12 protein-coding genes are annotated in these 11,990 nt (G+C 69.5%); 6 read left to right on the top strand and 6 right to left on the bottom strand.

What is annotated here, in order from left to right; all coding sequences use genetic code 11:
• Nucleotides 1–82: 82 nt before the first annotated feature.
• The 5 genes from ACFVYE_RS19120 to ACFVYE_RS19140 all read right to left on the bottom strand — a co-directional run bounded on the left by ACFVYE_RS19120 (nt 83) and on the right by ACFVYE_RS19140 (nt 7,151).
• Nucleotides 83–2,215: a PQQ-binding-like beta-propeller repeat protein gene (locus ACFVYE_RS19120; RefSeq protein ID WP_389606509.1), complete on the bottom strand. Its 2,133-nt coding sequence runs from the start codon at nt 2,213–2,215 to the stop codon at nt 83–85.
• 129 nt (nt 2,216–2,344) lie between these two features.
• The gene (locus tag ACFVYE_RS19125) at nt 2,345–2,536 is read right to left on the bottom strand and encodes a hypothetical protein (protein WP_389606511.1); all 192 of its coding nucleotides are present in this window, start codon (nt 2,534–2,536) and stop codon (nt 2,345–2,347) included.
• Between the two features lie 534 nt (nt 2,537–3,070).
• Complete coding sequence (locus tag ACFVYE_RS19130; RefSeq protein ID WP_389606513.1) at nt 3,071–4,870, bottom strand: LppP/LprE family lipoprotein; 1,800 nt, start codon at nt 4,868–4,870, stop codon at nt 3,071–3,073.
• Nucleotides 4,867–5,307, bottom strand: coding sequence for a hypothetical protein (locus ACFVYE_RS19135; protein WP_383962101.1), 441 nt, complete (start codon nt 5,305–5,307; stop codon nt 4,867–4,869). The genes ACFVYE_RS19130 and ACFVYE_RS19135 overlap by 4 nt, the downstream gene beginning before the upstream one ends.
• A 908-nt stretch (nt 5,308–6,215) precedes the next feature.
• Nucleotides 6,216–7,151: a hypothetical protein gene (locus ACFVYE_RS19140; RefSeq protein WP_389606515.1), complete on the bottom strand. Its 936-nt coding sequence runs from the start codon at nt 7,149–7,151 to the stop codon at nt 6,216–6,218.
• Between the two features lie 560 nt (nt 7,152–7,711).
• On the opposite strand from ACFVYE_RS19140, the gene ACFVYE_RS19145 reads away from it, so the two are divergent.
• Entirely contained in the window at nt 7,712–7,849 is a 138-nt protein-coding gene (locus ACFVYE_RS19145) for a hypothetical protein (protein ID WP_383962095.1), read from the top strand.
• Between the two features lie 85 nt (nt 7,850–7,934).
• Here ACFVYE_RS19145 and ACFVYE_RS19150 read toward each other — a convergent pair whose 3' ends face one another.
• The gene (locus ACFVYE_RS19150) at nt 7,935–8,261 is read right to left on the bottom strand and encodes a nuclear transport factor 2 family protein (protein WP_383962093.1); all 327 of its coding nucleotides are present in this window, start codon (nt 8,259–8,261) and stop codon (nt 7,935–7,937) included.
• A gap of 776 nt (nt 8,262–9,037) precedes the next feature.
• Between ACFVYE_RS19150 and ACFVYE_RS19155 the strand changes: the two genes are divergently transcribed.
• From ACFVYE_RS19155 to ACFVYE_RS19175, 5 genes are all read left to right on the top strand, one after another.
• Nucleotides 9,038–9,661: a hypothetical protein gene (locus tag ACFVYE_RS19155; protein ID WP_389606517.1), complete on the top strand. Its 624-nt coding sequence runs from the start codon at nt 9,038–9,040 to the stop codon at nt 9,659–9,661.
• Nucleotides 9,662–9,773: 112 nt separating this feature from the next.
• Complete coding sequence (locus tag ACFVYE_RS19160; protein ID WP_389606519.1) at nt 9,774–10,154, top strand: protease inhibitor I42 family protein; 381 nt, start codon at nt 9,774–9,776, stop codon at nt 10,152–10,154.
• 46 nt (nt 10,155–10,200) lie between these two features.
• Entirely contained in the window at nt 10,201–10,938 is a 738-nt protein-coding gene (locus tag ACFVYE_RS19165; protein WP_389606521.1) for a hypothetical protein, read from the top strand.
• Between the two features lie 110 nt (nt 10,939–11,048).
• A complete protein-coding gene (gene panD, locus ACFVYE_RS19170; protein WP_383962082.1) occupies nt 11,049–11,474 on the top strand; it encodes an aspartate 1-decarboxylase in 426 nt (141 codons plus the stop codon).
• A 30-nt stretch (nt 11,475–11,504) separates the two neighbouring features.
• The gene (locus tag ACFVYE_RS19175) at nt 11,505–11,864 is read left to right on the top strand and encodes a GNAT family N-acetyltransferase (protein WP_383962078.1); all 360 of its coding nucleotides are present in this window, start codon (nt 11,505–11,507) and stop codon (nt 11,862–11,864) included.
• Nucleotides 11,865–11,990 lie beyond the last annotated feature (126 nt).

Genomic DNA, 11,990 nt, shown 5'->3' on the forward strand with positions numbered 1-11,990 from the left:
CCACGACCACACGTCGGCCTCGCGCCTGCGTGCTCCGCCCTGATCCATGTCGCCCGGCGTTGCGCGGCACCGTCGCCCCGGGTTAAGTCACCACCGAAACGGCGCGCAGCCGGTCGCCGTCCTCGAAGTAGACGGTGCCGTCGACGATGTGCGGGCGCCACCCACTCACGGACGCCAGGTTCTCCGTCCACTTCGGACGGCCGCTGCGGGCGTCGAGGGCGTACAGCGTCCCGGTGCGGTCGGTGAAGTGGACGGTGCCGGCGGTCACCGTCAGCGTGTCGACCTCGTCCGCAGTCGGGCTGTGGCGCCACAGCGGCTTGCCGGTGCCGGCGTCGAAGGCCGACAGATAGGCGTTGTTCTCAAAGTAGACGACCCCGCCGGCCGTGACCGGGTCGGCCGAGCCGCCCGCGATCCGGGGGTCCCACAGCTTGCCGGTGAAGCCACGCCGCCACCTCTCCGTGCCGGTCCGGGCGTCGACGGCGTACAGGGTGCCGTCGCGGCTGCCGAAATAGACCGTGCCGCCCGCCACGACCGGGCGGGTGACCGCGGCGCTGTCGGCCTCGTGAGCCCATCTCTCCTTGCCGGAACCGGGGTCCACCGCGTGCAGCACCTGGCCGCCGTGAGCGTAGACCGTGCCGTCGGCAACGACGATGTCTTCCCCGGCGCCGACCTCGTACTTCCGCAGTGGCTTGCCGGTGCTGGCTTCCCACACGAAGACGAATGTCTGGAAGCGGGCGTACGCGGTGTCGCCGACCGTGATCGGCGCCGTGTGGAGGCTGTAGTCCTTGTCCTTCCAGCGGATCTCGCCGCTGTTCGGGTCCGCGGCGTACATATAGTCGCCGCTGCCGTAGTAGAGCGTCCCGCCGGAGACGGAGGTGATGACCGTGTGGCCCCCCGTGGCCCGCCGCTGCCACCGCCGACTGCCGTTCCTGGCGTCCAGGGCCAGCAGGGTGCCTTGGTCTTCGCTGCTGAGATAGACCGCGCCGTCCGCCACCACGTCGAGCGACAGCCCGCCGTCCAGCGGGCTGGACCACAGCTGTTTCAGCTTCGGCGCGCTGGGGGGCTTCTCCTGCTCGCCGGGACGACCCAAGTCGTTCAGGAGCGCTGCCGTGGTGCCGAGGCCGAGAACCGCGGTGGCGGAGAGCCCCATCAGCAGACGGCGCCGGGTCAGGGGGTGGCTCCGGCCGCCGGCGGCAGGGGATTCGGCGGCGGACGTCTCAAAGGTCTCCGCCGCGGGGGAGGCCGTGACGGGGGAAGGCCCCGGGGTGGCCTCGGGGGTTGCCTTGCCGTCCGGGGCCGGACCGGCGGCTTGCGGCAGCGGGGCGGCTTGGACACGGGCGATCGCGGCGGCGACCGGTCCGGGCAGCCAGTGATCCTCCGTGAGCGGGCCGTCCGGCATATGACCCGGGACTTGCCCCAGCTCATGCAGCAGCTCCCGTATCCCGGGTCGCTGGTCCGGGTTCTTCGCCAGGCACCGGGCCGTCACCTCGGCGAGCGCGGACGGCAGTCCGCCGAGGTCGGGTTCCTCGTGCACGACCCGATAGTTGACCGCATGCCCCGCGCCGTTCCCGAACGGTCTGGTGCCTGCCGCCGTGTACGCCAGCACCGCACCCAGGGCGAACACGTCAGCGGCCGGGCCGACCTTCTCACCCCGCAGCTGCTCGGGCGGGATGAACCCGGGGGTGCCGATGACCACGCCCGTCTCCGTGAGCAGGGTGTCCTCGGCCGCCACCGAGATCCCGAAGTCGATCACTCGGGGGCCGTCCGCCGCGAGCAGCACGTTCGACGGTTTGAGGTCCCGGTGCACCACGCCCGCCCGGTGGACGGCTCCGAGCGCCTCGGCCAGCGCGGCCCCCAACTGTCGCACCGCATGCTCCGGCCAGGCCCCGTACTCGGCCACCGCGTCCCCCAGGGAAAGCCCGGGGACGTACTCGGTGGCCAGCCATGCCGGACGGCCCTCCGCGTCGGCGTCGACCACCGCGGCGGTGAAGAACCCGGCCACCCGGCGCGCCGCTGCAACCTCCCGCACAAACCGCCTCCGAAAGCCGGCGTCGTCCGCCAAGGCGGCGCGCACCACCTTCACCGCGACCGTGCGTCCGCTCGGCGACCGGGCCAGGTACACGCGGCCCATGCCGCCCTGGCCGAGCAGTGCGGCAAGCCGGTATCGGCCGACCTGTTCGGGGTCCCCCGAAGTCAACGGTGCGAACGCCGCCACCGCGCCCCTCCTGCCGTCTCACCAGTAGCCGGATCCATCTTCTCTGTAGAACAGTGGACTTGAGAAACACGACCATGGTTCCGGAAGCGCGAAACCCGGCGCCGACCGCTGGGCTCGCATGTTGAGGTGTCAGCTACAGCTCCAGCCCGCCGTCGCCTCGCTCGGAGCCCCGCCCACCGGCACATCTCCGCGGTGGACGAACCCGCGCTCCTCGTAGTAGGACCGCGGCCGGTCGTTGGACTTCACGCAGTCCAGCCGCAGCGCATCCGCTCCCTGTTGCCGGGCGGTCTCGGTGGCCCAGCCGAGGATGACCGCGCCCAAGCCGGGCCGCCCAGCGGCGCACCGCCATCCGGTGAACATATGCCGCCGTACCGCCAGCATCCGCCCACAACGGGTCCGACCGGTCCACCGTGACGGTGCCCGCCACCTCGACCCCGACCTCCACCGGCCACGTCTCGCCCCGGCTGATCGCCTCCTCGACCAATGCGGCCTCAAAGAGCGCCGGCCACTGGCTGATCCCCTGCATGTCGAGCCATCCCGCTGCCTCATCGAGCACGCTCAACACGTCGTCCATTCCCTCACTGCCGGCACGCCGAAAAGTGGTGCGGGAACCGGCCCAATCGACTGTCATGGCACGGATGATCGCAGCAGCTCGACTATCCGCACACCCCAACGGCCACTTCCGAAACACGGTGGCGCTGGGGGACACGACTCGTGCAGCCGGCCGTGATCCTGCTCCAGGGCGGTCCGGGTCTGCCGGACCATCTGGGCGATGTCGCCCCCATGGTCGCGGACCTCGCGCCCTCTGCCGGCCCACACGCGTCCCGGGCCCAGCCGCGCAGCGGAGAAGGCTGTTTACAGCTGGTCGTTCGACGGCTCGAAGTAGGGAAGGGAGGGGCTGGACGTGATGGCAGTGCCTCCCCATCGGACGTGATGTGTCTCGGTTCCGCCTGAGGGGCAGCAGGTGGGGTCGGTGTCCTTGAAGATCGGTCGAGTGAGTGTGGCTTCCGTACCGTTCTGCGTCGCGATGCGGAGCTGACTGGCCCCGGTTGCCTGGCCTACGTACCTGTTGCCGTAGAAGAAGAAGACGCTGACACAGTTGCCGTTGGCGCTGCCGACGCAGGAGGCCGTGACGGCGCGCAGCGGGCCGGTCATGCGGGTGATCACCTCTGCGGTGACGGTGGTGCTGAAGTTGTTCCGCCGGATGAGCCGCAGGGCTGCGGCGCCGTCGACAGCGGCGGCCGGCTGTTGCGCGGTGGCAGGGCATCCTGTGAACTTGAGTAGCCGGGCGGGCGGGTTCATGCCGCGGAGCCGATTGCAGTCGCGGACCCAGTCCGGGTCGCGGTCGTCCTCCATGACCGGCACAAGGTGGGTGGCCAGTTTCAGTCGGCCGGCCGTCCGAGTGAAGACCGTGATGATCACGGAGTCCGTGGCGGGTGTGTCGGACCAGACGACGGCTGACCACCCGGGTTCGCACCGGCTGTCTCCGAGGTGCACCTCGGAGGGGGTTTGCAGAGTGCGGGTGACCGCCGTCTTCAGTTCCGCGGGGGTGGGACACGGGTTCCCGGTGGCGGGCTTGGTGGGCGGTGCGTCCCGGAGGCGTTCGATTTGCTTGATTACTGTCGCCATGACGGTTGGGTGGGTCTTGATGTTGACGTGGTTGCAGCCGCCCAGAAGGACGCCCAGGGTGCTCGAGCGGCAGGTGAGGACGTGCGCCTTGCCGGTCCGGTTCGTGTAGGCCGTGGCGGAGTCGAGGGTGACGGCGATGTCCCCGAGTTCGGCCTCGGGCGGGGAGGCGGCTTCGAAGGGTTCGTCGGGGAGGACGTACCTGATGCTGCCGGCGATCGCCAGGACGGGGAGTTCACTGGGCCAGGGCGGCAGTTTGCTGATCTCGTCCGACCGGTAGCTCAGTGCATGGCCCTGGGGTGCTTTGAGTGCGCTGAGCACCCCGCACAGATCGTCGTCGGATGTGAGGGCGTATCCCGCACAGAAGCTGAGGACGGCTTCGATCGCCAGGCCGGTGGGCCGGTTGACGGCGCCGATGAGGTCCGGGGCCAACTGGAGGAGGGTGATTACTTTGGAGCCGAGCGTCGGGGTGCCGATGGTGATGACCTCAGCAATGTTCTGCCACGTCTTGCCGTTGGGCAGGCCGTTGGGGCGTGAGGCTGCGTACTGGGTGGCCAGGCCGCCCATGGAGTGGCCGACGACGACGACCTTGTGTCCGGTGGTACGGGCCAGGCAGTTGATGGCGTTGGCGAGCCCCGGACCGATGCGGCTGTCGGTCACCCATTCCGGCTGGGCCTCGTAGTAGTCGTACGTCCACGCCGTGACGCGGGCCAGTTTGGCGACTCTCACGGGGAAGTAGCCCTTGTCCGGCCCGTCCGTTTTCCCTGTCGCGCCTGTCTTCTGTGCCTTGTCCGCCGCGTATGCCTCCTTCGGTTCGTTCCAGGTGGTGGCTCCGGAGGCGATGCCGTGGACGAAGAGGACCGGTGTGGTGTTGGCCACCGGCTCATGCGGCTCCACCTGCGCGACCCTGCCGCCGGCGGAACAGGTTCCGGGGGCCGCGACCGCGGGGAGCGCTGAGTTGAGGCCGAGGAGTGTCATCAGGGTGACGCACAGGGCGAGGATTCGCGCCTGGCTCGGAGAGCGTGTCACTTGACGACCTCCACTGCGGTGACGTGCCATCCGGCGTTCCTCTTGGCGAACCCGATGAGGATGTGCTGTGCGGGTTTCCCGGGTTTCGTCAGGGTGGCCTGGGCGTTGGCGTAGCCACTGTCTTCGTGCCAGCTGCCCTTCGACAGGTTGATGCGGGTGCCTTCGGGGAGCAGGCGGCCAGAGGCCAGGGCTTGATCCAGTTCGGGGGTGAGTGCCGCCCGCTGTGTCGCGGGGTCGCTGGACGTCAGATCCTGGGCTGCGTCGGCTGCTTGGGCGGGCAGGGGCTTACCCGGCTTGTACGGCAGTGCGGGCGCGCCTGGCGGCTTGCCGCCTTCCGGCGGGTGGGGTGGCTGGTGGCCGCGGAAGGCCAGGTAGCCGAATGTTCCGGTCGTCATGGCCGTCAGGGCCACACCGAGGATCAGGAGGATTCTTCGCATTGTCTTCGGGCCTCCGTGGAGAATCGGGTAAACGAGCAGGCGACATGGGGGGACAGCGGAGTGACTCGGCGTGGGGCACCGTGGTCATTACCGGTTGAGCCGGCCCCAGCAGCGGGCATGCGAGGCGAGGTGGGTTGATGTATGCCGGGCCCGGCCCGCCTGCGTTGGGGCGTCCTCCCAGGCCGTTGGGCAGGTGCCGGGTGCGCATGGCGGGGCTGTAGGCCCGGAAGAGCTCGCAGGCAGCCGTCAGGCAGTTGTTCGTGAGGAGGTTGTAGTGCGTGCGGGCCGGCGCGGTACGTACGCTGCGCCCGCGCAATGCTGCCGCCGACGGTTGTCTGGCAGGGGTGGAAGTCGTACTTCGAGAGCGGGAGGATGCTGGTGCTTGCGTTCAGGTAGTGCCAGGTGCCGCTGGCGATGCGAGCTCCCATGGCGAGGGGCTGCCTCACGGCCTGCCCTTGAACGGTTCCCAGATGTGGTGGTCGGCGCGGACGGTGTCCTTGCCCGCCCGGTCGGCGTGTCCGGCCCCGCCGGCGCTGTTGGTGTCGCGGAAGAAGCACACCGGTCCTTGCTCGGCGGCACAGGCTTGTGGGGTTGCCAGGGCGATGGCAGCAGGGCGAGCGAGAGGGACATAAGGGCTGCGCCGAGGCGGGCGGTACCTGTACTCGCAGGCCCCACGGGCATGTGCGCAGGCATGGTCGACCTTCCGGTGGTGAGGGGACCGACCGCAGAGTGGAACGTCGCTGTGCGTTCGAGCGCTGCGGCCTGCGGTCTGTCACCACCGTAGGGCGCCTCATGAGTGTGTCTGCGCAGGTCGGCGTGGTGAGCTCTTGCATGAGCACAGGTGACCAAGATCGCGAAGAGTGCGGGGTCGGGTCGTCCGGTCCGTTCGCCCTGCTGCAGAGTCCGACTCAGTCGAGCAGGCCCATCCGGCATGCTCTGATCACCAGTTGAGTGCGGGTGTTCACCTCGAACTCGCGGCAAAGGTCCTTGATGCGTCGTCGTGCGGTCGACGCCGAGACACCGAGGCGCCGCGCGATGGCCTCGTCCTTCACCTCGTCGGCGAGCAGCGCGATGAGCTCGCGATGTTTCTGCATCAGGTCGCGGGCGGTCTGGTAGTCAGGAGTGGCAAGCGGTGAGGCTCCGCGCCAGTGGCGGATGAAGAGATCGGCGGCGGCCGCAACCGCCCCCGGCGTTCGGACGACCATGAACCCTGCCTGGTTGTCGGCAGGGTCCAGGGCGGTGGCGACGTACTCGTCGTCGACGATGAACACCCAGACCGGGAGAGTGGGCACGGTGCGAATCTCGACACCGGTCGCTGCCATCGCGTGGGCGCCGTCCACCAGGCTGGGCAGGATGTCGATGCTTTCCAGAAGCAGGAGTTGGACGTGTGTGCCCCGCCGGGCCGTGAAGGCCGCGAGCTCGCTGATCGCCGTGTAGTCGGACGTCTCCCCCACTCCCGGTGCGGCGCCGGAGGCGGCAATGCACTGCACCGACGTCGACGCGGTAGCAGCGACGTGCTCCAGGAACGACCAGGCCGCGGCGGCCCCGCGGTGCACCTCCGCCTCGGAAAGGGAAGAGGACGTCTCCATGCTGAACTCGGCGGCCAGCTCGTCGACCGTTGCGCGGCCCAGCTCGAGCTCCTTTCGTTGACGTGCCAGACGCCGTTCGGCGCGTTCCAGTAGCGGGTGGCAGGCCAGGACAGGGTGGACGGCACGCAGTTCTCCCTCCGCGGAGCCGGCGAGCAGCCCCAGGGCCAAGAGCCGCTCTGCGACAAGGCGGGCTTCCTGCGGGGACAGGCCCATGGAGTCACCGACCCCCTTGGCGGTCGACGCCGACCGTGTCAAAGATCGGCGGTAGAACTCCGACTCGGCAGCATCAAGGCCCAACCCCGGCAGCATTGTCTTCCCTTGCTCTCATTCGCCGACGCCTGCCCCGGCAGCCACGCGTCTTTGACATGATCCCCCACCGATCGTGCGGGCGACCACGATGAAGACGACGGTGCTTCCCCACGGAATGGAAGCCCGTTCGGTTCCCGTTCCTTCGGTTCCCGTTCCTTCGATTCCGAAGCTGCGCGGCCGAGACTTGACTCGGTTCGGCTTAGCCACTGCCGCGCTCAATGGCGAGGGCGCCTGAACCAGGTCACGCCGTCCCACGATCGATGCCCGCTGCCTGGCCTGATATTCGATCTTGCGACCGTGGGCCATCATTTTCAACCGGCGGCGCTCGGAGGCGGTCAAGGTAGGAGCCACGGCTCGGGCCACAGTCATGGAGGACAACGGCCAATCTCGGATGGATCATTCAGGACGGTCAGGCACCCTGCGCCGCACGCCGTCCGCGACGCGCTCAAGGGCGCCTGACTGCCCGCCAGGAGCTCGGCGCCGGTAGGTGCCTGGATCGCCGGCCTGTGCTTCCCGAAAGTCGCCGACGTCGTCTGCACCGTCTGGTCCAGGCAGTACTGCACCTGGACGATCTGCCGGCCCGGCTCGACCAGCACACCCTCGCCGACCGGCAAGAGGAATCCTCCGCCTCGCCGCCGACCTGATCAACCCCGGAGGACTTCCGGAGCCGGCCGCCAAGCCGGTACCGAACACCCTCTGACGGTTCGTTCGGTCGGAGAGGTTCGGCAGTCAGCCGAGGAAGTCGACGTGGTCGATCAGGCCGTCGCGGACCCGGTAGGCGACCAGCACGCGGAGGGGGTCGTCCGTGATGCCGTGGGCGATCTCGTGGTCCACCACCCAGTCGCCCTCGGTGAGTCGGCCGACGATCTCGGCCCGGCAGCGGCCCTTGGCGAACATGTCCGCGTACGCCTCCCGCACGGCGTCGCGCCCGAGCAGGCGGTCGCCGCCGCGGCGGTTGATGCAGACGTCGGGGGCGTACGTCGCCGCGAAGGCTTCGAGGTCATGGCTGTTGTAGGCGGCGAGCTGGCGTTCGACGACGGTCTCTGGGGTGGTCACCAGTTGATCATGCAGAGTGTTCCCTCGCTCGTCCAGGGGAGACCGGGACCACCTGCCGATCGGCACATTCACACCTCGCACGACCTCCCGTTCGGCATCTGCCCGCGGTCACCCCCACACCAGGCCGGCCGGCCGCCCACCGTCAGCTTCGACGGTTCGCCCGGGCACGCACTGGACTGCATGTGCGGTCTGCACCTCGTCGTCACCCGCCCACTCGACCTGACCGCACGTCAACCCCCGAAGGACTTCCAAAGCCGACCACTGAGTTCCGTGCTCGGTTGCGCGCTGCCCCGACCGGAGAGGCACTTGCCAGGTGTCGGTCTGACCCTCGACGCATCCATGGCATGGGCGATACCGGTCGCCATCACAAGCGACCCACCGCCCCTTGCGTGGAGAGCACGCCAGGCCGCGCCGCCGGGCGGTTTCCGTCCGGCCCTTTGTGCGCCCTTGTGCCCAGGGTGCCGGAGTACTGCCAGGCCACCCCCGGCGAGGACGTTCCGTAGCCCGGTGGCTGCGGGCAGGCGGCGTCGGCGTGAACACGGCCGGCCACAACGTGGAGGCGCCAATTCGGGGTTTGAGGAAGAGCGGGGTGCGCCGCGGTGTCAGCTCGTACGCGCTGCGCGCCTACGGCGAGTTGCGGCCGATCGCCTGGGCCGGGATGAGCGCCCGCCGGCCACAGCGTCGCCGAGATCGGCACGTTCCAGGACGAGATCCACGGCAAGGACCCCGACTGGCTGCGCCGGCATCTCACTCCGGTGGTCCCCGCCCCGGACAGCATGAACGACCAGGGCCTGGCGCCGGACGGCTCGAACAACAACAACAAGGACTTCGTTACGTTCGACGGCCAGCGGTGGATCCAGGGCGGTGACGGCTCCGAGGGCACCTGCGTGGCCTCGTCCACCGTCACGTTCCGCGCCATGGTTGACCCCCTGTACGCGCTCGACCTCACCGGCGGCCCCGACGGGCAGCAGGACGACCCCGACGCCTTCAGGCAGCGGCTGGTGGCCGAACAGCACCGGCTGCACACCGAAGGTGACGGCGGCGAGAACTGGGGCGGCATGGGGTCCGAGGGGCAGGAACGGATCAACGACGCCGCCGTCGGCAGTGCCACCGGCAGTGACTACGAGCGCCAGGACCTGGACAGCACCGCCGACCGCAGGGCGGTCCTCACCGAAGTCGAGAAGTCGGTGGCGCAGGGGCGGCCGGTGCCGGTCGACGTCTCGGGCAAGGAGGGCGCCCACGCGATGACCATCATCGCCCAGGAGGGTGACATGCTTCAGGTGTACAACCCCTGGGGTTCGACCACCTGGGTCAGCGAGGACGACTTCATCAACGGCCACATGGGCAAGGCTTCCAACAGTGATCTCCCCAACGCGTACAGCGTCTGTCTTCCGCGGTAGCAGGGGCGGTGCCGCGATCGCGGCGGCCGCGCTCCTCGCTCTCGCCACGGGCTGCGGCTCGGGCACCGACGAACCGGCCGGCGGCTCCACGAGCCGCCCGACGAGCCACCCGGTGAAGGACACCAGCATCACCGCCGAGCCGGGCGAGCGCTTCACGCTCACCGTCGACCAGAACGCCTCCACCCGCGAGTACTGGTACCTGGTCGACCCCGAGCCCGACAGCTCGGTGCTCGTCAGCCGCGGCCAGGACTACGCGTCGGACTCCGGCGACGAGCCGGTGGCCGGTGCCGGCGGCCGGCTCACCTTCACCTTCGAGGCCAAGGGCGGGGGGACCACCCGGTTCACGCTGCTGCACTGCACCTTCACCACGTGTCAGGGCAACAACTCCACGCTGCCCCCCGAGACGACCGGACCCTCCGCCACCCCGACCACGGGGGCGGGGTCCCCCTCCCAGGCTCCCGAGCGCATCACCTACACCGTCACCGTCAACTGAGCCCCTGCGGATCAGTCAGACGAGACGAGACACCAGAGGTCCCGCCATGAACGACGACGCCCCGTACCCGCCGGACCGCACGGACGACGAGCTGGCCCGGCTCGACATCGCCGTCCTGCTGCGTTACGGCCTCACCGCCGAGCCCGGCACCCGGCGCACCGCCCTGTTCGGCGACGGCGCCGCGGCCGCAGCCGTCATCCTCGACCGCCTCGGCACCGAGCCGCGCTCGGTCGCCTTCCTCGCCGACACCGTGCGCGCCGGCGGGCTCGCCCACGCCGCGGAGCTGCCCGAGCCCCTGCCCCGCCGAGAGGCGGCCGACATGGTACGGGAGTGGCTGCGAGCCGGCACCGAACTCATGGGCGGGATCGCCGCCGACGACACCGCGGCCACCTGGCTGCGCGCCGTCGCGACCATTGCCGAACTGAAGCAACTGACCGGGCGCGGGGCCGGAGTACGTGATCCGAGCTGCGTCATGAGCCGCCGGGTGGGTGCCGATCAAGGTTCATGTCATCAGGTCCCAGGCGGCGATGGCGTTGTCGCTGCCACCGGTGAGGAGCACCGGCCGACCGTGCAGGCGGGCGACGGCGAGGGCCTCGATGCTTCCTGTGTGTCCGGCGAACGCCCCGACCATGGCCTGCCCCGGGGCCACGTCCCACACTCGGACCGTCCAGTCGGCACCGGCCGGACGGGCTGGAAACCGAGGGTGTGTGATCGGAACCGAGGGCATGGGCCAGTTCGGTCTCGGCATGATTGGTCATCAGAAGTCGGCAAAGGGCCAGTGTGAATCCTGAGACGCCCGGCGACAGCTGGCCGAATATGCGAATGGTTGTACGCTGCGGGCACCGCCCTTGACCTGCACAGCAGGCAGAGAGCCGACAAATCGGGAGTTTCTCCGTGCTTCGTACGCTGTTCAAGTCCAAGATCCACCGGGCCACCGTGACCCAGGCCGACCTGCACTACGTCGGCTCCGTCACCGTCGATGCCGATCTGATGGAAGCCGCGGATCTGCTGCCCGGCGAGCTGGTGCACATCGTCGACATCGACAACGGCTCCCGCCTGGAGACCTACGTCATCGAAGGTGAGCGCGGATCCGGTGTCATCGGTATCAACGGCGCTGCCGCCCATCTCGTCCACCCCGGTGACCTGGTCATCCTGATCAGCTACGCCCAGGTCGACGACGCCGAGGCCCGTGGACTGACCCCGCGCATCGTGCACGTCGACGCCGACAACCGTATCGTCGCGCTCGGCGCCGATGCCTCCGAGCCCGTACCCGGCACCGCTACCGAACGGAGCCCGCACACCGTTCCCGCGGCGCGCTGATCCGGCTCGACCACCGAGGGAGCACCCGTCATGGCAGAACAGACCGACCGGATCGAACTCGACATCCGTGACGACCGTGTGAGCGGCAACCTGCTCGCGTACGAGAACGGCAAGGCCGTTGGAGCCATCGCGTACTTCGTGATGGACGGCGACCCCGCCGCGCTCGTGGCCGTGCACACCGTCGTCGAACCCGGCCATGAGGGCAAGGGCATCGCCGGTGCCCTCGTCCAGGAGTTCTACGCCATGGCGGGCCGTGAGGGCGTTCCCGTCGTCCCGCTCTGCCCGTACGCCGCGAAGTGGGCGCAGCGTCACCCCGACCGGGCTCCCGAAGCCCCGGCCGAACTCGTGGAGCAGGCGAAGGTCCAGCTCAAGTCCCACCCCGAGCTCTAGTGATCCCATCGGCCGGGGGGTTGTAGCGGTTGGCGGACGGCACTCGTCCCCCTGTACACCTCTCCGGTCCGTGTCCCGGTCCTCGAAGCGCTCCGGGACCGTCTCTTCGGCGAGCAGCGCGAGGGC

This window comes from Streptomyces sp. NPDC058239 (assembly GCF_042882185.1).
Taxonomy (GTDB): Bacteria; Actinomycetota; Actinomycetes; order Streptomycetales; family Streptomycetaceae; genus Streptomyces.

Bases quoted from the DNA above. Each gene is read 5' to 3' on its own strand.
- ACFVYE_RS19135 (WP_383962101.1), bottom strand. From the start codon at position 5,307: ATGCGAAGAATCCTCCTGATCCTCGGTGTGGCCCTGACGGCCATGACG.
- ACFVYE_RS19155 (WP_389606517.1), top strand. From the start codon at position 9,038: ATGAACGACCAGGGCCTGGCGCCGGACGGCTCGAACAACAACAACAAG.
- ACFVYE_RS19165 (WP_389606521.1), top strand. From the start codon at position 10,201: ATGAACGACGACGCCCCGTACCCGCCGGACCGCACGGACGACGAGCTG.
- ACFVYE_RS19175 (WP_383962078.1), top strand. From the start codon at position 11,505: ATGGCAGAACAGACCGACCGGATCGAACTCGACATCCGTGACGACCGT.